The sequence below is a fragment of the Paenibacillus sp. Root444D2 genome, assembly GCF_001426375.1.
Taxonomy (GTDB): domain Bacteria; phylum Bacillota; class Bacilli; order Paenibacillales; family NBRC-103111; genus Paenibacillus_E.
Genome location: NZ_LMEO01000045.1, coordinates 1,248,940 through 1,270,657 on the forward strand (window position 1 = coordinate 1,248,940; position 21,718 = coordinate 1,270,657).

General features: G+C 45.3%; 20 protein-coding genes and 1 other annotated feature. Of the genes, 1 reads left to right on the forward strand and 19 read right to left on the reverse strand.

From position 1 onward, the window contains the following. Nucleotides 1-18 precede the first annotated feature (18 nt). The 13 genes from ASD40_RS26755 to ASD40_RS26815 form a co-directional block, all read right to left on the reverse strand. Nucleotides 19-1,182, reverse strand: coding sequence for an Rne/Rng family ribonuclease (locus tag ASD40_RS26755; protein ID WP_057306149.1), 1,164 nt, complete (start codon nt 1,180-1,182; stop codon nt 19-21). Nucleotides 1,183-1,205: 23 nt separating this feature from the next. After that, the gene (locus ASD40_RS26760; protein ID WP_057306150.1) at nt 1,206-2,081 is read right to left on the reverse strand and encodes a M50 family metallopeptidase; all 876 of its coding nucleotides are present in this window, start codon (nt 2,079-2,081) and stop codon (nt 1,206-1,208) included. Continuing rightward, on the reverse strand, nt 2,074-2,967 hold the full coding sequence (locus tag ASD40_RS26765; RefSeq protein WP_057306151.1) for a M23 family metallopeptidase: 894 nt from the start codon (nt 2,965-2,967) through the stop codon (nt 2,074-2,076). The genes ASD40_RS26760 and ASD40_RS26765 overlap by 8 nt, the downstream gene beginning before the upstream one ends. Nucleotides 2,968-3,078: 111 nt before the next feature. Continuing rightward, on the reverse strand, nt 3,079-4,227 hold the full coding sequence (locus ASD40_RS26770; RefSeq protein WP_057306152.1) for an FtsW/RodA/SpoVE family cell cycle protein: 1,149 nt from the start codon (nt 4,225-4,227) through the stop codon (nt 3,079-3,081). A gap of 7 nt (nt 4,228-4,234) precedes the next feature. Beyond that, the gene (gene minD / locus ASD40_RS26775; RefSeq protein WP_057306153.1) at nt 4,235-5,029 is read right to left on the reverse strand and encodes a septum site-determining protein MinD; all 795 of its coding nucleotides are present in this window, start codon (nt 5,027-5,029) and stop codon (nt 4,235-4,237) included. A 44-nt stretch (nt 5,030-5,073) separates the two neighbouring features. After that, nucleotides 5,074-5,727 (reverse strand): septum site-determining protein MinC, encoded by a 654-nt coding sequence (gene minC, locus ASD40_RS26780; RefSeq protein WP_057306154.1) that lies wholly within the window; start codon nt 5,725-5,727, stop codon nt 5,074-5,076. A gap of 72 nt (nt 5,728-5,799) precedes the next feature. Further along, a complete protein-coding gene (gene mreD / locus ASD40_RS26785) occupies nt 5,800-6,327 on the reverse strand; it encodes a rod shape-determining protein MreD (protein ID WP_057306155.1) in 528 nt (175 codons plus the stop codon). 13 nt (nt 6,328-6,340) lie between these two features. Beyond that, complete coding sequence (mreC, locus tag ASD40_RS26790; protein ID WP_235549391.1) at nt 6,341-7,201, reverse strand: rod shape-determining protein MreC; 861 nt, start codon at nt 7,199-7,201, stop codon at nt 6,341-6,343. 21 nt (nt 7,202-7,222) lie between these two features. Continuing rightward, nucleotides 7,223-8,257, reverse strand: coding sequence for a rod shape-determining protein (locus ASD40_RS26795; RefSeq protein WP_056836326.1), 1,035 nt, complete (start codon nt 8,255-8,257; stop codon nt 7,223-7,225). A 36-nt stretch (nt 8,258-8,293) separates the two neighbouring features. Next, nucleotides 8,294-8,983, reverse strand: a complete 690-nt coding sequence (gene radC / locus ASD40_RS26800) for a RadC family protein (protein WP_047675978.1) — start codon at nt 8,981-8,983, stop codon at nt 8,294-8,296. A 112-nt stretch (nt 8,984-9,095) separates the two neighbouring features. Then, nucleotides 9,096-9,545 (reverse strand): RrF2 family transcriptional regulator, encoded by a 450-nt coding sequence (locus tag ASD40_RS26805; RefSeq protein ID WP_057306156.1) that lies wholly within the window; start codon nt 9,543-9,545, stop codon nt 9,096-9,098. Nucleotides 9,546-9,665: 120 nt separating this feature from the next. Then, a complete protein-coding gene (locus ASD40_RS26810; RefSeq protein WP_057306157.1) occupies nt 9,666-10,268 on the reverse strand; it encodes a Maf family protein in 603 nt (200 codons plus the stop codon). A 57-nt stretch (nt 10,269-10,325) separates the two neighbouring features. Continuing rightward, a complete protein-coding gene (locus ASD40_RS26815; RefSeq protein ID WP_047675969.1) occupies nt 10,326-10,568 on the reverse strand; it encodes a DUF4321 domain-containing protein in 243 nt (80 codons plus the stop codon). A gap of 146 nt (nt 10,569-10,714) precedes the next feature. Here ASD40_RS26815 and ASD40_RS26820 point away from each other — a divergent pair, with 146 nt between their 5' ends. After that, on the forward strand, nt 10,715-11,962 hold the full coding sequence (locus ASD40_RS26820) for an N-acetylmuramoyl-L-alanine amidase (RefSeq protein ID WP_057306158.1): 1,248 nt from the start codon (nt 10,715-10,717) through the stop codon (nt 11,960-11,962). Nucleotides 11,963-12,101: 139 nt separating this feature from the next. On the opposite strand, the gene ASD40_RS26825 is transcribed toward ASD40_RS26820, so the two are convergent. The 6 genes from ASD40_RS26825 to ASD40_RS26850 form a co-directional block, all read right to left on the reverse strand. Further along, the gene (locus tag ASD40_RS26825; protein ID WP_057306159.1) at nt 12,102-13,451 is read right to left on the reverse strand and encodes an SPOR domain-containing protein; all 1,350 of its coding nucleotides are present in this window, start codon (nt 13,449-13,451) and stop codon (nt 12,102-12,104) included. Nucleotides 13,452-13,611: 160 nt separating this feature from the next. Continuing rightward, entirely contained in the window at nt 13,612-15,000 is a 1,389-nt protein-coding gene (murC, locus tag ASD40_RS26830) for a UDP-N-acetylmuramate--L-alanine ligase (RefSeq protein WP_057306337.1), read from the reverse strand. A gap of 7 nt (nt 15,001-15,007) precedes the next feature. Beyond that, a complete protein-coding gene (locus ASD40_RS26835) occupies nt 15,008-16,393 on the reverse strand; it encodes a bifunctional folylpolyglutamate synthase/dihydrofolate synthase (protein WP_057306160.1) in 1,386 nt (461 codons plus the stop codon). Nucleotides 16,394-16,454: 61 nt separating this feature from the next. Beyond that, nucleotides 16,455-19,124, reverse strand: coding sequence for a valine--tRNA ligase (locus ASD40_RS26840; RefSeq protein WP_057306161.1), 2,670 nt, complete (start codon nt 19,122-19,124; stop codon nt 16,455-16,457). Nucleotides 19,125-19,223: 99 nt separating this feature from the next. Next, nucleotides 19,224-19,475 (reverse strand) — a binding site (T-box leader). Nucleotides 19,476-19,652: 177 nt separating this feature from the next. Next, the gene (locus tag ASD40_RS26845) at nt 19,653-20,675 is read right to left on the reverse strand and encodes a LysM peptidoglycan-binding domain-containing protein (RefSeq protein WP_057306162.1); all 1,023 of its coding nucleotides are present in this window, start codon (nt 20,673-20,675) and stop codon (nt 19,653-19,655) included. A 117-nt stretch (nt 20,676-20,792) separates the two neighbouring features. After that, nucleotides 20,793-21,680, reverse strand: coding sequence for an RluA family pseudouridine synthase (locus ASD40_RS26850; protein ID WP_057306163.1), 888 nt, complete (start codon nt 21,678-21,680; stop codon nt 20,793-20,795). Nucleotides 21,681-21,718 lie beyond the last annotated feature (38 nt).

The window sequence follows — 21,718 nt, forward strand, 5'->3', positions numbered from 1 at the left end:
CATTTTGTAATGCAATTATTATTTCCGCTTACGCGTCATCTCAAGCAGGCCTAGCTTGGTCCAACCGACAATAATCGTTTTGGAACGATCCTTACGAACGGCTTGTGTGATGTTCTCCATCACGGCTGCTCGATTCACTTCCGAACTCATGTCTATAAAATCAACAATAATAATGCCTCTTATATTACGAAGACGCAGAAGCCTTGGAATTTCACTTGCCGCTTCTCGATTAATATCGGTAACTGTCTGTTCTAAATCAATGGATCCGGTATACCTACCTGTATTCACATCAATCACAGTAAGTGCTTCGGTTTGATCAAATATCAAATACCCGCCGCTAGGCAGCCAAATTTTACGCCTAAAGCTCTGATTCAGCTCTTCTGTAACACCAAATTGATCAAATAACGGTATCTTGCGGTCATAATAAGCTACACGTCCCCGCCAACTCGGCTGCTGCTTACGCAGTAACTGTTTCATCTCTTCGTATACTTTGGCATCATTTAGCCAAATTTCATGAACGTCATCCGTTATGACATCTCGGGCTAATCTAGGCAGGAGATCAAGATCTTGATATAGCTGCGCGGGCGCGTGTGCCTCTTCCATTTTGGATACAATGGCACTCCATAATTCTCGTAAATTTTGCAAATCATCACGAATCGCTTCTTCGCTTTGACCAATAGCACCCGTTCGTATAATAACACCTTCACCAGGAAGCAAGCTGCCTTCGGCAAGCTGTTTGAGGCGCTGTCTTTCTGCATCCAAATCAATTTTACGGGATATAGCAATATAATCAGCGTCTGGCATGTAAACAATCCAGCGGCCAGGAATGGAAATATGCGTTGTTACTCTTGCACCTTTAGTACCTTGCGGATCTTTCGTCACCTGCACCATCAACGTCTGACCGACTTCGGCGAGCTCCGTTATTGAGGGTTTAATCTTAGGCTGCTTGTCCAAGTGGACGGGTAGGAGGTCGTCTATATATAGAAAGGCATTCTTCGCAAGGCCGATATCGACGAATGCCGCCTGCATGCCGGGAAGGACGTTGACGATGCGACCCATGTAGATGCTGCCTGCTCTTTGAGAATCAAGCGGATACTGCGTATCATACTCAACAAGGCGACTTTCTTCAAGCAATGCCGCTTGTGTAAGATCAGGTGCGCAGTGAATTATAAGTTGCTTCATACACGTTCACCTCAACAGTTATTTTACATGAAAAGATCGGAAACTGCACTCCCCGGTTTTTTCCCATCCAAATAACCGCTCACTAATTGCTGTTCCGGCAATACGGCTTGTATGCGCCCTGTTTCTCCTACGATATAGATTAAATGATATTTTTCCCGCATAAAAAGTTTCAGTGTTTCCGCCATTGTGCGATGTCTCGTAATAACAATCGGCTGTGCTAACGTCCCGCGGCTCAATAGCCTGCTCATTCGGTTCCCGCGACCAATAAGAAAGCGAAAAAAGTGATAGGGCAGCTGTCGATAGGCATACCAATTGGATACAAGCAAGAAAATACCGATGACTAATATATTGAGCGGGAGTTGTCCGTTGATCAGTTGGAAAATGGCTATGACTATAATAACCAGACTTAAGATCATACTGATCCATGCTGTATATAAAATCGTGTTATGGTAAGACAATAAATACCCTAATAATGACTGCATCACTTTGCCACCATCGAGCGGCATGACTGGAATAAGATTAAATAAGCCAATCATCAAATTAGCTTCAATGAAATAATCCCACCAGCTGCTTGCACCTACATCCACCCATTTCATCAGCAACGCAACGAGGATCATCCATACGTGCTGCAGCGGCCCAGCTAGGGAGACAATCAGCTCTTCATGAGTCGGAGCCGTTCCAAGCTCATCCACGATCAAAACTCCCCCAAAAGGCAGAAGCTGCACTTCCCGCACCCTCCAGCCAAAGCCGTTGGCAGCAGCCAAATGACCAAGCTCGTGAACCAGTACGATGCCAAAAAGCGTAATAGCCTCCAGGAAGTAGCCTGTAATGGCAGAACCGATCATAATGAGTGTAAATAAGGGGTGGAATCGATACGTAGTTCCGGCCCATTTAATCAAAGCTGATCACATCCGATGGATTGACGGGATGCCCGTCCTTCGTAACGGCAAAGTACAGCGTCCCCTTCGCAGGATCCTTCTTGGAAGCCTTACCGATGGGTTCGCCAACTTTCATCCAGTCACCTACTTCAACATCGGCCTCACTCAATCCGCCATACAAAGATTGAAGTCCTCCTGGATGGCGTATCACAATTGTTAGGCCCGTTTCTACAGCTACTCCCGAGAAAATGACCTGACCTGTATCCAACGTATACACCGGTGCAAATTCAATGGTATTCAAATTAACTCCCATGTGGGAAGTTCCGTCATAACGTGTAACAATGCTTCCCTTTGCAGGGGAAAAAAAGGTGCGCTTAGAGGCATTCACTCTTATGGCCTCATTCCCTTCTCGATTAAAGCTAGGAATGAATGAAGGTGAGCCGCCGAACTGATCACTATACCAAGCTGATAGTGCATTGAAATCGTACGACTTCGTAAGTGAAGCGGTCACGAATTGCTTCCCTTTATTAGCCCAAGGCTGATTAAGCTGGAACATCCCGTAAAGTGCTGCAAACAAAACACAACTAATGAACAGCTTGACCGCAATCTTACGAGGCGAAGGCGGCGCGAACAAGCCTCTTTCACCATCCCTCAGATAATCACGCCCGACTAATGCTGTGTCCATTAATAATTTTTGCTGCCATGCATACTCAGGATCCTCCATTCGCCGTTTCCATTCGGAGTCCACATAGAGCGGTACTTCGGTATGATGTTGTACTGGCAACGAATTCCCCCTAAATCCAGAGGGTCTCACCGGACTTCCACTCCCGTTAGAAGCATCTGACGTTTCGCGCAAATTGCGAAGTCGTTCCATCCTTCGCTGTTTCACTTTATCTTTGACTTCCATGGAAGCCCCTCCCCATCGTTTGCCTTTGTACAGCCTATGAGAAGAGGGACAAGATTATGTGGACAAAAAAAGCCCCTGACCAAAGGTCAAGGGCACTGCATTCATATACTTTTAGAAAAATTCAGGTTCACGTTCCTGATGCAGCTTTACGCTCATCACGAGGCCTAATGAAAGCATGTTAATCAGTAGAGAAGTTCCCCCATAACTGACGAATGGAAGAGTGATTCCCGTTAACGGCATGATACCTATCATCATCCCAACATTTTCAAAAATTTGAAAGACGAACATGGAAACCACACCCACCACAATATAAGCTCCGCTAAGCTGACTACTCTGGATCGAGATGAGGATCATGCGGTAAATGAGTAAAAAATAGATCAACAATAGAACCGCTGATCCGCGGAAACCGAATTCCTCACCAACGACGACGAAAATCGAATCGGAATACGCGAATGGAATGAAATTACTATGAACAGAGGTGCCTTTTAGAAAACCTTCGCCTTCCAAACCTCCTGAACCGATCGCTCTTACCGCATTACGGACTTGATAATTATCATCAGCAGACACATCTTGCGGATAAAGGAACGTATCGATACGATCCATCCAGTGACTAAAACCATAAACCTTAAGCATATCAAACAAGGATTGATGGAAATACTTATATAACGTCAAGAGCAAGAATCCAGCGCCTATGAGTACGACTGTGCTAAGTAAGACATGCGAGTATTTAATATTACCAATCCAAATCATACCCAAAAGAATGATTACAAAAATGATCGCATTCCCTAGATCAGGTTGAATGAGTACCAAGATAAACGGGACCAGCACAGCCACACCGACTGGAATAATATCATTCTTGATTTGCAGTAAATCACCTTTGCGCCTTGCCAACAGAGCAGTAACAGCCACGATTAGAATTAACTTCACTAACTCAGCTGGTTGGAAGGTCAAGCCTCCAGGGAGCTCAAACCAGCCACGCGCCCCATGAATTTTCGTGCCAAAAAAGTAGACCGTGATCAAAGAAAAGATGCCGATACCATAAAGATAGGGAGCAATTCTGATTAGTACTCGATAATCAAATAAACTGCTTGCAACAAACGCTGCGAGACCAACGCCATATAAGACGAGTATTTTCGTGATACTAACGTTAATTTTAGGATGATCGATAGATGCACTGTATACCAGCATCGTACTAATGACCATAAAAGCAATCAAAATGACAACAATAGGAATATCTATGTTTTTAAGTTTGGCAAGCATTGGACGATCAACCTATTCCGATAAACTTTTTCATACGTTTGACCCAGCCGCTTTTGTCCTCCAACTGCATAAGAGGCACCGTGTCGCCTAATATGCGACGAGCGATATTGCGGTAAGCAATAGCAGCGCGCGACGACGGATTCATCACGGTGGGTTCCCCTAAATTAGCTGCTTTGATCACATGCTCGTCATCTGGAACTATCCCTAACAAATCAATGGCGAGTACCGAGCATATTTCATCAATATCCAGCATCTCGCCTTTCTTCATCATCAATGGACGAATGCGGTTAATGACTAACTTAGGTGAGGAAATTTTCTCATTCTCCAGCAAACCGATAATGCGGTCAGCATCACGTACAGCCGCGTTTTCCGGTGTGGTAACAACGATCGCTTTGTCTGCTCCGGCTACGGCATTTTTGAAGCCTTGTTCGATCCCAGCTGGACAGTCGATAATGACAAATTCAAAGTCTTTTTTGAGCTCCAAAATAATATCTCTTACTTGCTCTGGCGATACGGCATGCTTATCCTTTGTTTGAGCAGCTGGCAAAAGATAAAGCTCATCAAAGCGCTTATCCTTAATTAATGCTTGCGGTAGACGGCAACGGCCTTCTGCAACATCCACAAGATCATAAATAATACGGTTTTCCAGACCCATGACCACATCCAGATTCCGCAGTCCAATGTCGGTATCTACCATGCAAACTTTTTTCCCTAAAAGCGCTAGTGCCGTTCCAAGATTCGCAGATGTCGTTGTTTTACCAACGCCACCTTTTCCTGAAGTGACGACGATTGCCTCTCCCATATTTTCTCACCCCACACGCTATTTTCACATATACAACAATTATCTTACATTGATTCCGGCCAAATACGATGAAGCTGGTGCAGCTTGTCGATTTCCATTTTACCTTCTTTTACATAAGCAAATTCCATGAAAGCCTCGTCAATACCCCATTCATCCGGTGGACGGCTAATGATTCCGGCAATCCTAAGTTGTGTGGGACGCATATGAGAAGCAGCAATAATCGCTTTCTCATCGCCATCCACCCCCGCATGCGCCATGCCGCGAAGAGACCCCATTATATAAATGTTCCCTGTAGAGGTAATCGTTCCGCCAGGATTAACATCGCCTAAATATAATAAATCACCCTCGTTGTGTAGGGTTTGTCCTGATCGAATCATTCCTTTGAGCGTTGTCATAGAAACCGCAGACTCCTCCGCAGGTTCCTCTTTAGGCGACTCACTTTCGATCGATTGGATAAGCAGGTTGCCTTTTTGCCTGATGACGGACCGAATTTCTTCCTTCTGTTCTTCGGTCGCTTCTCGGCTGCCTAATTTAACGTGCACATGAATAATCGGCCCAGTCAATATTTGTTGATGCGTTTTCTCAAGCTTATGCTGCAGTTCTTGCAGCAAGATTTGCCATTCGCATGCGTCGTTAAGCAAAAAAACAAGGCCATCCTTGACCCCTTTTATCATCACATGGTGCTTTGTTACAGACATAATTGCGCTACGACCTCCCAACCTATACATTTCGGTTCATGTCCTTAATTCTCCTGCCTAGAGCCTGGAAAATTAATCTTCGTTTCCGGACGGCACAATCCGCTTTCCTTCAAGCAGCTTGCGGATGGGAACGTAGCAAATCAAGGCGATTAGCAGATTAAATAGAACACTCGGAAGCATGTAATGGGTGAGAGCAAATTTCAAATCAATATCAATGAGCTTGAACAACCGATTGATACCAAAATTAATAAACTCAAACAACAGCAAACCAACGCCTGTTATGAGTAAGTTATAAAAAATCAAATTAGGCTGCCTTCGCTGCGCAAGTCCGGCCAAATAGCCAGTTAGCCCCATGCCGAAGGAATATACGCCTAGCATCGATCCATAATAGTTAAAGTCGTGTAATAGTCCGAACAAAAGTCCATAAATTAATGCGGTATGACGATGATGAAAAAGTCCGATAAACAAAATGAATACAAGTGTTAAATGGGGTGTAACATTAACGCTAGATTGCCAGGATGAAGGGATTAGCCAAACAAGCAAGGTTCCTTGCAGGATAAACAAACCGAGTAGAATGAGCCACAACAAATGTCTAATCACTTAATGGCTCACCTCATTTCACTTCCGGGACTTCGACAACAAACACTTCGCGAATATGGTTGAACGAAGCTTTGGGCTTCACCATAACCTTGTAGGTAATGCCGAATTCCCCTGGACCGATGGAAGAGATTGTCCCTACCTCAATGCCCTTAGGAAATACTTGCCCTAAACCTGATGTAATGATGGTATCCCCGATTTTCATATCGTCCGCATGTTCGACCTTGTTCATCACAAGCTCACCAGTGTTAGCGTAAGACTCAATCATCCCGAAGGGTTGACTCTCATTTCCCTTAACTGTAACCGCAATTGCCTTAGAATTATTATCGGTATCATTGATTTCATTGAGTAGCTGAACATTAGAGTGGAAACCAAACACCTTGCTCACCCTGCCGACCAACCCATCTACGGTCATGACGGCCATATTCTCTTTAATGCCATCTTTATCGCCTAGATTAATCGTGACCGTTTTGTTGTAAGGATCTGGATCAATCGTTACGACCTCAGCAATGCGATACGTATACACGTTAGCCTGACGCTGTCTTTCTGTGAAGCCAAGAGCTTCCATTAACCGCTTGTTTTGTGATTCTAGCTCATTCAAACGCTGTGTATCTCGTGCATACTGCGTAAGAGTCAGTTTCAGCGTCTTATTTTCCTCGTAGATAACTCTTAACTGACGGATGTCTTCAAAGAAACCCGCTACCTGCGCAGCGGGCTTGTAGAAGAGTCCTTGCGTCCATGATACCGAGTCTTTAACAAATTTCTCCGGCCACGTCATGGGTGCCCGGTTCCCGAGTGTCAGTCCCATCAATATAAAGAAGCAGACTAGACCGAACATCAGAAAAATCAACCTCTTGTTGCCCATAAATTTAAACAAATTAGCACCTTCTAACGAATATTAACGCTTATATCTCGAACTGGATCCTGATCTGTTCTTGAACAAATGGATATTTTCCAAAGCGCGCCCCGTTCCAATCGCCACACAATCTAGCGGATTCTCAGCGACGAGTACTGGCATTCCGGTTTCTCTGGCAAGCAGACGGTCAAGATTACGAAGTAAGCCGCCGCCGCCGGTCAGTACAATTCCCCGATCCATGATATCTGCTGATAATTCAGGCGGACACTTCTCGAGAGTAACCTTCACAGCTTCAACGATCGCATTCACCGTGTCCGTCAACGATTCCGTAATTTCATCGGAAGAAACGCTTAACGTTTTCGGTAATCCGGAAACTAGGTCACGTCCTCTTATTTCGAGTGACTCAGGCTTGTCCATAGGAAGTGCCGACCCGATTTCCAGCTTAAGCGTCTCGGATGTACGTTCACCGATCATCAAATTATACGTACGTTTAATGTATTGAGTGATGGCTTCGTCCATTTCATCGCCTGCAATTCGGATGGAACGGCTCGTTACAATCCCTCCAAGTGAGATGACTGCAACCTCCGTTGTTCCCCCTCCAATGTCAACAACCATGCTACCAGTTGGTTCCCAGACGGGAAGATCAGCACCGATCGCTGCTGCGAAAGGTTCTTCAATCGTGTAAGCTTCGCGTGCTCCAGCCTGCTTCGTCGCATCTTCAACAGCACGCTTCTCGACAGCTGTGATGCCTGAAGGCACACAAACCATCACATTCGGGTGACGCGGGAACAACCAACGCTGCTTCTGTGCTTGTCTTAAGAAGTAGCGAATCATCGTCGCGGTCGTCTCAAAATCAGCAATAACCCCATCCTTCATTGGACGAATTGCACGAATGTTGCCTGGTGTACGGCCGATCATTTTTTTAGCGGCATCTCCGACAGCCTCGATTGTTTTTGTATCAGTACGTAGAGCAACCACGGACGGCTCCCTAACGACAATTCCTCTGCCTTTTACATATACCAATGTATTCGCTGTACCTAAATCAATTCCTAAATCTTTCGTAAAACCACCGAACATGGTAGTTGCTCCTTTCCTATTGCGTTATCTATTATATTACATAAAGCCTTGTTCCTTCAAACTTATGAATCTCTGATCACCAATGATAACATGATCAAGCACTTCAATACCAATTATTGTTCCTGCCTCCATAAGACGATGCGTGAGCTGAATATCCTCCGGACTTGGAGTTGGATCACCGCTAGGATGATTGTGTACACAGATGATTGAAGCACTGCTGCGCTTAATTGCCGCGCGAAAAACTTCCCGAGGATGAACAATGGACGCGTTCAGGCTGCCCATCGATAATGTTTCCTGCGCAAGCAAGTGGTTCTTGGTATTGAGAAACAGGCAAACGAAATGTTCTTTCTGCAAATAGCGAAGATCTTCACTCACTAAATCTGCAATATCCTTGGGGGAACGAATCGTAACTCGCTCCGCAAATGTACTCTTGGCTAATCTGCGTCCGAGCTCAATTCCGGCTTGAATTTGCAGCGCCTTCGCATCGCCGATTCCCTTAATTTGGGTTAGCTGGTCTTTACTCATGTCAACAAGGCTGCGCAGCCCGCCGCTTTCACTTAATATACGACCTGCTAGACGCAGCGCTGATTCCGAAACTGTCCCTGTTCGAAGTAAAATGGCCAGGAGTTCTGCATGACTTAATGCACCTGCTCCGTATTGGAGCATGCGCTCTCTAGGTCTTTCCTCCTGTGGTACTTCTCGTAACATCAAACTTGTGACTTCCATGAATTCCCCTCTTTCATTATGTAGGTTGTGTTACTTAAACGCATCCCATTCATACGGATAAGTGCTCATAAAAACAAAATAAAGCCCGCGGATTTATAAGATCCGAGGGCTTCTAGGACAATTGCTCTTTATTCGATTGTGGGCATTCGAACGCTCTGATTTGTTCCAGCATACTGCCGATGGTATGTCCATCAAAGTATATTTCCATTTGCTTTTCTGCGTCAATGAAAACTTTCCCCATCAATAGATCCATTTTGGATGAAATGACGCAGGTCTTATTCTCATCACCAGAGCACCAGCTCGGTTTCAAGGAACCTTGACAAGTTAATCGGTAAATTTCGCCGAGTGTTACCTCGTTCGGGTTGCAGCTAAGTATGAATCCGCCACCGATTCCTTCTTTGGTCGAAACGTAACCTGCTTTTCGTAGAAAGCCCATAACTTTACGTATACGAGCAGAATGGGTAGATACATTCACAGCAATTTCTTCGCTGGTTGCCATATGATCCGGTAAATGAGCCAGAAATACGAGACTGTGGACGGCTATTGTAAATTCGCTGTTCATGGCAAATACCTCCCTGAAGAATGCGAAGTCATGTCGCTTACTGTCATTGTAACCGTTACAGATTACACAGTCAATGTATGCGTCCTATATTGGACATATATTCCAGCCTAGATCGGATGATTATAGAACTTGAATCTCAAAGCTTAGCAGTAAGTCACTGAGCAGAGAAAGCGGCAATCCAACAACGGTAAAGTGATCACCTTCAATAGATTCCACGATCGTTGCCCCGATCCCTTGAATCGCATAAGAACCAGCTTTATCCTTAGGTTCTCCTGTGGCAATATAACGTAGAATTTGTGCGTCCGACATAGACTTCATCTTCACATGAGTCACACGATGAGAGACTACCTGCTTACCTGTAGCCGCGTCCACACAAGCAACTCCGCTGTAAACCTGATGTGTGCTGCCTTGCAGTGCTTTAAGCATCCGGAAAGAATCCTGTTCATCCACCGGTTTACCTAAAACTTCATCATGATAGACAACAACAGTGTCAGAACCGATGATGATTCCTTCTTTTTCACTGGCTTCAAGCATTTCCAAAACAGTCTCAGCTTTACGCAAAGAGAGCACTTCTACGAGCTCAGCAGGCGATATTTTTTCTTCGACGGTCTCATCTGCGTCACTCACTCGAATGATATAGGGTAAACCAAGTGATTGAATAAGTTCCTGCCTCCGCGGCGAAGACGAAGCAAGAATAAGTCTTTGTTTAGGGGAATGACTCAAAAGAAACAACTCCTAGCTGATTGTAATATTTAATATGGCCTTCCAAATACAATCCAGTTACACCTTACGATACAGGAGGTAAGCCCCCACTAGTCCAAGAATACTGCACAGGTTTAGTTTCACCAAAAGATGGAACTCATATTTCACGACTTGTAAATCGGCTTTAGGCTCCCATGATATTTGCGCCGATTTGGTCAAAAATGCGAGAGCAGGCACTGCAGCCAGCAGCTGGCCTATGATAATCCCGGTAATTAAACCGACGATTAAAAATACGATCAATGTGAAGGTACCTTTTTTCATTCCTGTCATCCTCTCTTTATGTACAAGCCCTATTATACGGGTAGACTCTTCTTTTTTCCAAGTAAAAATAGGATAGGGTGGTGATTCTTACCAGCTTACAATGTAAGCCTATCCTAGTAAGATAGTTAGCGGAGGTATTTCAACTTATGACTCTACTTAAAAGACTTATCCTTTTATCCTTATTACTTACATTTGCATTTCCTTATCAAGCATTCGCGTACAAAGTTGTTCTCGATGCCGGACATGGCGGAAGTGATCCTGGAGCAACTGGTGTAAACGGTCTTCGTGAAAAAGATGTTAATTGGGACATCACCCAGAAGGTACGGGACGAGCTAATCGCAAAAGGTTACGAAGTTGTCTTAACAAGAACAGATGACTCCTATTGGTCACTCGCACAGCGCGTCGAATTTACAAATACTTTGCAAGCGGATTTATTCGTATCTATTCACGCCAATGCGCATCCGGACGGCAAAACGAAAGGAACCATGGTTCTTTACTACGACAATGATTATCCACAAGAGGATTATCCAGCAAGTGAAGCAATGAAACAATTAACTCCGTACAGCAAAGACCTCGCACAGCGTGTTTTGGATTCACTCGTCGCTGCTGCCGGAACCAAAAACCTAGGTCTTGTTCCAAGTGCTGTTTATGTAGCCAGAATGGGAACCATTCCGAGTATTCTCGTAGAAACCGCCTTTCTCAGCCAAACAAGCGACGCAGCTTTGCTAGCAAGTGACTCCGTTCGGTCTAAAATGGCTGCAGGTATTGCGGATGGTATCGCTGCTTACACGCCGCCCTTGTTCACAGATTCACTTGGTCATTGGGCCAGAGAAGCGATTTTGCGGATGAAAAATAAAGGGATCATTGAAGGCATTGCTAATCGTTATGAACCGGAACGTGCTTTAACAAGAGCAGAATTTCTCACATTAATGGATCGGGTGTTTACGTTCAGCAAGTTGAAAGCTGTCTGCGAGCCGGGCAAAACCGTGACATCTATCGTTTATGGCTGCCAAGCGGCCGCTGAGCAAAGTTACAAAGACTTGCCGTCTTCTCATTGGGCAAGCCCTGTATTTGCCAAAGCCAAAAACTTAAACCTCCTGCAGGGCTACTCCGACGGAACGATCCGACCCGATCAATCGATTACGAGAGGTGAAGTCGCTTTTCTCTTCGATCGTCTTTTACAAATGTCGTCTTCCACAACGAATAACCCTTCTGTTGCAGCAGCATCTGCATCTTTCAACGATGTACCTGAGACACTATGGAGTGCTAAAGCCATTTATGCGTTAAGAAATATGGGCATCATTGATGGTATCACGGATACCGCGTTTAAACCTAGTCAAACCATTACCCGCGCAGAGATTGCTGCCATGCTCAATCGCTACTACCAAGGATAAACGACTCCGTCGTCCTTCAGGGACGAGCGCGTTTGTCAAGATAGATGCGAAGCAAAAGTATAAAACTTATACTTTCTTATCTACAAATAAAAAGCAGTGTGTCCAAACTCCTGAGAGTTTTGGGCGCACTGCTTTTTCGTTAGGATACGCTGATTTTCTTAAGCAGCTCTCTCTGAGCAATAATGTACTGCATCATGGACGATTGAGCCTGCCAAAGCATAGCCGTAGAAGGACTCTTCTTGTACTCTTCCATCGATTGAACCGCACTGTTGATCGATGTGGTCATTTTTTGCAAGAATGCCTTCGTATCATCGCCTACCCCCTCGCCTAGCGAGGCCGACAATGTGGTAAGCAGCTGATGGGAAGTGCGAATCGATTGCAGCGACGTTTCAGCAAGCGGGGTTGGCTTCGTTTCAGCCAAGTGAACCAGCGCTAAACCATTGATCGTATTCACTAGTTTATCACCTTCACTAATGAAAGTTGGAACCGACTCCGGTTTCTGACCGCTCCAACGAATCCCTGTGGACGCAGGGATATCCACATTTTTCATATAAACCTCAATGGTTTTATCCGTTGTTTGCAGTTGTTCTCTTAATGCGAGAGCATCATCTCGGTTTTTGGCAAATCCGACGAAGACGGTTAGCTTATCTGTCGTGTCAAGCGCCGTGGCTAATCCTTTCTTCTTAAGTGTATCTTGGATTGCTTGAGCTCCCTGTATGGTACTAAATACACCATTTTGAAGGAAAGTATACGATTTCGCAGGAATTTGAACCGCTGTGACAGCAGAGGCAGAGGCCGGAATAGCAGGCGCTTGATCTGTCGTCGTTTTAGTTGCTCCTGTTGGCGCTTTCGATGGTGCTGCTGCTTGTACATTGGGTGAAGGAACTGTTATCGTATTCTTATTCGCTGCCGTATCTTTGGTATCACGATCGCTTGAAAACATGGAGAGAACAAAGAAACCAAACGCAATCCCCGTCACCACCGCTCCTGCCACTGATGTTGCAATTCGAATCCAAGGTGTACCCGTTGATTTCGCGTATCTGGCACCTGTCCCCGGTTCCTTATATGGTTCCTTAGACGTCCAGGAAGACCACTCATCCCGATGTCTGTCAGAAGTAGGCTCAGCTCTCTCTGTTGACGGATTTCTAACAGCTGGATTCTCTCGGGCTGCCTGTGACTCACGAATGATGCGTTCCACTCGCTCACCTTCCGTTTCAATCTGACTATTCCAGCTTCCAAAGTCCGTCGTGAACGTATTTAAAGCATGAGGTTCAAATAAATGTTCGACCTGCTCCCTCTCCGCTTGATGATAAGGAGTCACCTCATCCGACGTAGGACGGTCAATCGTAGAATCTATAACCTTAAATTCTTCCTGATAGAGTGGTATCACTTTCTCCTCTTTATCTGGTACTCGCGATGCTCTACGGTTGGATTCCGAGCTTTCTTGCGGATCGAAACGGTAGGTTATTCTTGCTTTATTCTTGTTCATCTCTCAATCACTCCTCGTAAAATTTATTTGGAAACGGGCATAGCGCCGCGTCGTCTTGTCCAAATCTTCTGTTACTAGATTATGATTGAGAGAACCCCATTATGTTTCTTTCAGCAAAAAAAGACCGCCTCCAGCCATTTGGCTTGCAGCGATCTTTCTTCTAACTAGTCAGTTCGTACTTTTTACGCAGCGATTTCGCTAAACCATCAGCTGCTTTCCAGATGTCGCCAGCCCCCATGGTTAACACCAGGTCACCAGGCTGCACATGCTGAATCAAATAAGTGAGTACCTCATCCCGAGTAGCAATATGTTGAACATTCGGGTTGCTGTTACTGCGGATCAATTCAACCAGTTTAACTGAATCTATTCCCTCAATTCGCTGCTCGCCGGCAGGTGAATAAATATCGGTAATAATAACCTCATCAGCTTCATCGAATGAGCGGCTGAACTGTTCAAATAAATAATAGGTTCGCGTATAACGTTGCGGTTGAAATACAGCTATGATGCGTTTCCCTGTTGCTTTGGCTGCGGAAATCGTTGCTTGAATTTCCGTAGGATGATGCGCGTAGTCATCAATAACCAACATGTTTGCAACTTCTCCCAGCACTTGGAACCTACGCTTTGCGCCTCGAAATTCCTGAATAGCTTCTGCAATTTGCTCGAAAGAAAGCCCTGCTTCCAGACAGGTGATAAGCGTCGCTAATGCATTATATACGTTATGTTTACCTGGTACGGACAAGCTAACCTGACCGAGTGCAGCCCCTTTGAACTGTACAGTAAACGTAACCTTACGGTCGCCTAGCGTAATATCACTTGCGACATAATCAGCCTCAGTATCTATGCCATACGTAATGACTTCGCTTTGAATTTGCGGAATCATTTCACGTAAGAACGCATCATCATGACAAACAATCGCTCTCCCGCCAGGTCTAACTTGACTGAGGAATTGTTTATAAGCTTTCTTCAAATTCTCGAAATCACCATTGTAATTCTCCAAGTGATCCGCTTCGATATTGTTCACAAGTGCGAGAGTTGGGTGATATTGAAGGAAGGTTCCATCACTCTCGTCCGCTTCTGCCACGACGAATTCGCCCTTGCCAGCTTTGGCATTACTGCCTACATTCATGATCTCGCCACCAATGATATAAGTCGGATCTATTCCGCAAATCTCCATGACTAAAGCAATCATTGACGATGTTGTTGTTTTCCCGTGGGCCCCAGCTACCGCAATGCCTTTGCGTTCATTCATGAGCCGAGCAAGCATTTGTGAGCGATGAATAATCGGAATATTCAATTCTTCCGCAGCTTGCATTTCTACATTGTCTTTGGCTAAAGCGGTTGAATACACAACCAAATCGGCCCCTGACACATTCCTAGCTTCATGTCCGATGAAAACTTGCGCACCCTTCGCTTTCAGCTTTTCTGTAAGCTCTTGCTGTGCCAGATCGGAACCAGATATCCGGTATCCCATTTCCAGCATGACTTTGGCAATGGCACTCATGCCGTATCCGCCGATGCCAATAAAATGTACGTGTTCTGCTTGACTCACGCCGTTCTCACCATCCTTTTTCAGAATCGGTTTGATAGGTAATCCAAGAACGAACATCAGAGATTAAATACAGCGTGCCGGATACGACCGCCAGATCATCCTGCTCAGTTCTACTTGTTAGTGTTTCTAAAGCTCGCTTCCAATCTCGCTCAACAATGATATCTACCTCACGGTTCATCTCGCGCAGCAGCTCTCTTGCAATCTCAGCGAGCATAGAAGCGTCGCCTTTTTTATGAAAATCGGGTTCCGTAATTATAAGAGTATCCACCAATGGTAGTATATGCCTCAGGTAGCCTGGATGATTCTTCGTAGAAAGCATTCCTACCATCATATGAAGCTTACGGTAAGTATATACACTTTGGAGCGCGGCAGCCAGCGTTGCGGCCCCTTCTGGATTATGAGCGCCATCGAGTAATATACGAGGCTCGCTCGAAACCATCTCAAGTCTGCCCGGCCAACGTGTCTCCTTGAGTCCTTTGAACAGATCTTCATCATCAACGATACAGGCATAATATTGACGAAGAACTTCAAGCGTCATTACGGCTACTGCTGCGTTCTTCAATTGGTGCTCTCCGTTTAGCGTAATCGGCACACCATGAATATGTCGAAACGGCCCGCTAAAATCAAAAGTTTGGCTATCTAGCTCGCTTCTCACATTCGTGAAATTGAATTGTCCGCCAAGTGAATAGAGTGTCGCTTTTTTCTCCTTGGCAATTTGATCGATCACACTCCAAATCTCATGCGGCTCAACAGCGGTAATGACGGGCACACCTGCTTTAATAATACCCGCTTTCTCAGCTGCAACTAATTCGAGTGTATCACCCAAGATTTCCATATGGTCATGGCCTACATTCGTAATGATGGTTACGACGGGATTCACAATATTCGTGCTATCCAGCCTTCCCCCGAGACCTGTTTCCCATACTACGTAATCGGGATATGCCACTTTGCCAAAATGCATAATCGCAAGCGCAGTCGAAATTTCGAACATAGACGGAGGTCCGACCTCAGTTTCTGCAATTTCGTCAACGATTGGCTTCATTTCATTCACCAGTCTGAGCAGCACGTCGTCCGGAATGTCGGCTCCGTTCACTTGGATACGATTCGTATACTTCTCCAAATAAGGAGACGTGAATGTACCCACGTCATAACCGCAAGCCTGCAAAACAGAAGATAGATAGGCACAGGTAGAGCCTTTGCCATTCGTCCCAGCCACATGAATGAACTTCAGCCTACGTTCGGGGTGACCTAGTTTCTCCATTAACATCTGCATTCGTTGAAGTCCCGGTTTCATACCGAGCTTCTCCATCCGGCTGACAATCCAAGCAATGGCTTCTTGCGCTGTCTGGAATTCAGCCGAAGGGGTGTCTTTGATTTTATCCATCGATTTCATCCTCATTTACTATATGAATCAGCTTGTTTTCGTAACTAGGCAATCGTTTGTTTTACTACAATTATCCTTTTAACTCCGCTAAACGCGTAATCACTTTGTCTCGCTTGTCGGCATAATCAGCAAGCTTTGCTTTTTCTTCCTCAATGACCTTAGCTGGCGCCTTGGCCACAAAGCCCTCATTGCCTAGTTTTTTCTCGATACGCTCTACTTCACCGTGCAAAGATTGTAATTCTTTATCCAAGCGCGTGAGCTCTTGCGCAATGTCGATAAGACCAGCCAGCGGCAAGTAAAGCTCAGCTCCTGTAATGATAGCTGTCATAGCTTTCTCTGGTGCTGCCATTTCTGCGTCGATTTGGAGCAGGGAAGTGTTACAGAAACGCTTCAGATATTCTTCATTGCTGCGGAGAATACTCAGCGTTTCGCTGCTAGCCGGCTTTACAAGCAGTTCAACTTTCTTACTCATCGGCACATTCACTTCGGACCGTATATTACGAACGGAACGAATAACGTCCATCAAAAGTTCCATCTCACGAACAGCATCAGGCGATTCGAAAGCCTCATTCTCTACTGGCCAAGATGCTAATGTAATCGTCTCACCCACATGCGGCAGATGCTGCCAGATCTCTTCCGAAATGAACGGCATGAATGGATGAATCAAACGTTGGGTATGGTCAAGTACATACGCAAGTACGGACTGCGTTTTACTCTTCGCAGCTGTATCTGTCCCGTATAAGCTTAACTTACTGAACTCAATGTACCAATCACAGAGATCATCCCAGATGAAATTGTACAGCAAGCGTCCAGTTTCACCGAATTCATAGCTATCTATTAGACGAGTCACGTCACGAACGGTTTCATTCAGACGGTGAAGAATCCAGCGGTCTGCAGTACCTAGTTGACCTGTTAGATCAATATCTGCTGCGTTTACACCTTCTAGATTCATTAAAGCAAAGCGAGAAGCATTCCAGATCTTATTAGCAAAATTCCGCGCCTGCTCCACACGTTCCCAACGGAAACGTAGATCTTGTCCCGGTGTGCTGCTGGTCGAAATCATATAGCGCATAGCGTCAGCGCCATACTTCTCGATGACTTCAAGCGGATCGACACCATTACCAAGTGATTTTGACATTTTGCGGCCTTCAGAATCCCGTACAAGACCATGCATCAATACATCTTTAAACGGAATTTGATCCGTAAATTCAAGAGCGGTGAAAATCATTCGAGCTACCCAGAAATAAATGATGTCATAGCCCGTAACCAATACATTCGTCGGATAGAAACGCTTCATATCCTCAGTCTCATTCGGCCAGCCTAGTGTAGAGAACGGCCACAATGCGGAACTAAACCATGTATCTAGCACATCGTTGTCTTGGTTCAAGTTCGTGCTTTGGCAATGCGAGCAAGCCGTAGCGTCCTCACGCGTTACCGTGATTTGACCACAGTCCGCGCAATACCACGCTGGAATACGATGTCCCCACCACAACTGACGGGAAATACACCAATCACGCACGTTTTCGATCCAGTTCAAGTAAATTTTCTCGAAACGATCCGGTACGAAGTTAACACCTTTGCCTGTTTTTTGTGCATCAATCGCTTGATCAGCAAGCGGCTGCATTTTCACAAACCATTGCGTTGATAAATAAGGCTCGATCACGGCGCCGCTGCGCTCGCTATGACCTACTTGATGCATGTGTTCCTCAATTTTGATAAGAACACCCTGCTCTTTCAAATCAGCAACAATTTGCTTGCGGCATTCGAAACGATCCATCCCCAGGTAGGGACCCGCATTTGCGTTCATCGTGCCGGTTTCGTCCATTACCAGAACTTGCGGCAGGTCGTGACGCTTCCCGACTTCGAAATCGTTCGGATCGTGGGCCGGTGTAATTTTGACGGCGCCGCTTCCGAACTCTTTTTCAACATACTCATCCGCAATGATCGGTATCTCACGATTCACGATAGGAAGAAGCAGCGTTTTGCCGATGAGATGCTGATAGCGCTCATCCTTCGGATGAACAGCAACCGCTGTATCGCCAAGCATCGTCTCAGGTCGTGTGGTGGCAACAACGATTGAACCTGTTCCGTCCGTCGTTTTGTATTCTAAATGATAAAGGGCGCCTTGCACCTCTTTATATTCTACTTCAATGTCAGATAGCGCTGTACGAGCCGCTGGATCCCAGTTAATAATATAATTCCCGCGATAAATGAGGCCTTTCTCATAAAGACTTACGAATACTTCACGAACGGCTTGTGAAAGACCCTCATCCAAGGTGAATCGCTCACGCGAATAGTCCAGCGAGAAGCCCATTTTGGCCCATTGCTCATGAATTGTGTTCGCATATAGTTCCTTCCACTCCCACACCTTCTCCAAAAACTTCTCGCGTCCAAGATCATAACGTGATTGCCCTTGCTCGCGGAGCTTTTGCTCTACCTTGGTTTGAGTGGCAATACCTGCATGGTCAGATCCAGGCAGCCAAAGTGCGTCATACCCCTGCATTCGTTTGGTACGAATTAAAATATCCTGCAGTGTAAAATCAAGCGCATGCCCGATATGCAGCATGCCTGTTACGTTCGGAGGAGGAATCACAATGGTGTAGGTTTCTGCATCAGGACGGGTGCCTGCTTTGAAAAATTCATTTTTAATCCAGTAATCATACCACTTGCTCTCAGCTTCTTTAGGATCATACGTAGTGGGCATTTGCAATTGTTCTTTGGTCTCATTAGCTTCTGTCATAAGATTACCTCCATTACTATTATCTCTGTTAAACAGGCTTATAAGGCCTGTAAGTCATCTCACATCGGCGTCCATTCAAACAAAAAAAGCCCTCCGCCCGCAAAGGACGAAAGGCTTGCTTCCGTGGTACCACCTTCATTCCGCGCAGCTTCAAAAGAAGCGCGTGGCTCTCAAACAGATAACGGCTGCGGCCGGTGAATGCTAATGCTGCTCACCGCATAAACGGGCGCATACAATCACATTCACAACTCCAGGGCGACTTCGTTCGGTTGCTTCCTATGGAACCTTTCAGCGCTACAGTTCCACTCTCTGAAGGGCTTACCGCCTACTACTCCCTATCAACGTTTCCAATATTACTCAAAATGGTTTACATCATATGATATCGAACATTTGAAATAGAGTCAATATATCATTCCAGTATTACCGTTTATGCATAAATTATGCTTGCTTCCGAAAGATGTTACGAAAATGAAAAAGAGCCCCCAGCCGCTATAAGCAGCCAAAGGCTCTTGCCTATGTACCTGTTATTTATCTAGGCAGATAAATAACCTGCCCAACTGAAATTTCTTGATCGCTCATACGGTTCAGAAGTTGAAGCTCACGCGGGTTGAGTTGATATCGTTTGGCAATCGATTCCAACGTATCTTCTTTTTGAACAATGCATAATTTTAGTTTCCTAAACTCCTGCGATCCTGTGTTGCTTTGTAGAAAGAGCCGCTTCCACTCCACAGCATCTATTCGCGTCTCTTCCGCAAGCGCAGCTTGCGCTTCTGCTTCTGCATTCCTCTTATCTGTAAGATACGAGCCTGCCTTAGAAAGAAGCGATTTAATACCGTACGGGTTGATATCCACAGCCTCATCCGCCTTTTTGCCAAAGGCGACTTTAAGTTCTTTCTTATCTTCCGTAACCACCGTGTTTTCTTGATGGGGTGCCACCTTTAATTCGGTTTGTTCAATCTCCACGACAACTACACCATCGTCAGAACCAACCTCATCTTGAAAAGGAGCCACATTTGGAGGAACCTCAGCATAAGACGCTGCATTTACAGGTTCTCGTATGGTTGGAATTGCCGGTGGTTCCTGCAAAGGCTGTGGCTGATAGGGCATAGGTGGCTCGAAACTTGGGATGTTAACCTCATGAACGAAAGTAACTTCCTCTTCTTCCCGCCAGTTCTCTAGCGGAGCCGAAACAATTTCGACGCCTTGTAGGGAAAGCACACCTGTAACGTTCAGACTTCGCGCTGATAAAAGATCAATATCAAAATTTTCAATTTCGACCTGAATATCTTCCACACGATGAATGCGATTTAAAGGTAATGTGATCTCGACTGGAATCAGATGCTCTAGTGATCTGGGTGAATCCCTTTCTTCACTGAAATAATTGCCTGTGAGCAGCAAATTTCCTTTCAGGATTGCCTGATCATCCAAAGTAATTACCTGAATATGAGGAAGCAATTCTACATCATTTAATTCTTGTATCCCCGCCAAATCTTCTTGCAAATGAACGCGTTCATAGATATCGAACCTTAAACCTGGTTGTTGTTCAGACACCGAATTAATCCTCCCTTCCATCAAATCCAGATGCTGGACAGCATTCGGATTGTTTGGCCATTTACTTGTTTGTCTCTAAAAGTATATGGGTGGGAAGGGCTAGGCATGACTACATTTTTACAGGGCTGAAACTTCTTCTAGCAAAAGCTTGAAATCTTGGGGCAGAGGAGCATGCACAATGACGTGCTTTTGAGTAACAGGATGATCGAAAGAAAGCCTCTCCCCATGCAGGGCTTGTCGATGAAATAAACGTGATGAACCCCCATATAAGGAATCCCCTACGAGCGGGTGGCCTAAATGACTGAGATGGACCCGAATTTGATGGGTTCTCCCTGTTTCTAGCGTAAGTTCCACGAAAGCTGCTTTCTTCATTTGCTCTAAGACCCGATAATGCGTTACCGCTTGATCACCGTTTGGTGAAACTCTTCGCTTGCCTGAAATATAGCGATCTTTACCGATAGGTTCATCTATTGATCCTTGCTTTGTTCGGAATACGCCCTCGGCTAGCGCTACATAGCGTCTATCAATCCGTTTATCACGCATTGCTTCATCAAGAAGCGCATGCGCCCACTCATTTTTGGCATAAAGTACAGCTCCGGTCGTATCTTGATCTAAACGATGTATATGCCGAACTCCACAAGCCTGGCCAGTCGACTCAAAATAGAAGGCTACCGCAGAAGCCAACGTACCGCTTTGCCCTGCTTCAGCCGGATGTACGGACATGCCAGCCGGTTTATTAACGACAAGACAAAAATCGTCCTCATACAAAATGCCAAGATCATAAGGTTCGGGTCTGAAAGCTGCCTTCTCTTCAGGAAACGCATGAAGTCGAACTTTGTCATCCTGAATCCGAATAAGACCTTGGGAAGCTAGTCGAAGAAAGTACTTTCTAGGAACAGGCAGTATAGCTGCTAATTCTTCTATTGCACCTGGTTTAAGAGGTTTCCATAATGGATTTGGAACCGGGAGCTCCAACCATTCACCGCTGCGCTTCCACTCTGTCATTTAAGTGTTCCTTTACGAAAAGATAAATAGATTACTAG

Coding starts and splice junctions, on each gene's coding strand:
- ASD40_RS26840 (WP_057306161.1), bottom strand. CDS start 19,124: ATGACAGAAGCTAATGAGACCAAAGAACAATTGCAAATGCCCACTACG.
- ASD40_RS26805 (WP_057306156.1), bottom strand. CDS start 9,545: ATGAACAGCGAATTTACAATAGCCGTCCACAGTCTCGTATTTCTGGCT.
- ASD40_RS26850 (WP_057306163.1), bottom strand. CDS start 21,680: ATGACAGAGTGGAAGCGCAGCGGTGAATGGTTGGAGCTCCCGGTTCCA.
- ASD40_RS26770 (WP_057306152.1), bottom strand. CDS start 4,227: ATGCTTGCCAAACTTAAAAACATAGATATTCCTATTGTTGTCATTTTG.
- ASD40_RS26815 (WP_047675969.1), bottom strand. CDS start 10,568: ATGAAAAAAGGTACCTTCACATTGATCGTATTTTTAATCGTCGGTTTA.
- minC (WP_057306154.1), bottom strand. CDS start 5,727: ATGTCTGTAACAAAGCACCATGTGATGATAAAAGGGGTCAAGGATGGC.
- ASD40_RS26835 (WP_057306160.1), bottom strand. CDS start 16,393: ATGAAATCGATGGATAAAATCAAAGACACCCCTTCGGCTGAATTCCAG.
- ASD40_RS26755 (WP_057306149.1), bottom strand. CDS start 1,182: ATGAAGCAACTTATAATTCACTGCGCACCTGATCTTACACAAGCGGCA.
- ASD40_RS26765 (WP_057306151.1), bottom strand. CDS start 2,967: ATGGAAGTCAAAGATAAAGTGAAACAGCGAAGGATGGAACGACTTCGC.
- ASD40_RS26795 (WP_056836326.1), bottom strand. CDS start 8,257: ATGTTCGGTGGTTTTACGAAAGATTTAGGAATTGATTTAGGTACAGCG.
- ASD40_RS26820 (WP_057306158.1), top strand. CDS start 10,715: ATGACTCTACTTAAAAGACTTATCCTTTTATCCTTATTACTTACATTT.
- ASD40_RS26825 (WP_057306159.1), bottom strand. CDS start 13,451: ATGAACAAGAATAAAGCAAGAATAACCTACCGTTTCGATCCGCAAGAA.
- radC (WP_047675978.1), bottom strand. CDS start 8,983: ATGGAAGTCACAAGTTTGATGTTACGAGAAGTACCACAGGAGGAAAGA.
- minD (WP_057306153.1), bottom strand. CDS start 5,029: ATGGGAGAGGCAATCGTCGTCACTTCAGGAAAAGGTGGCGTTGGTAAA.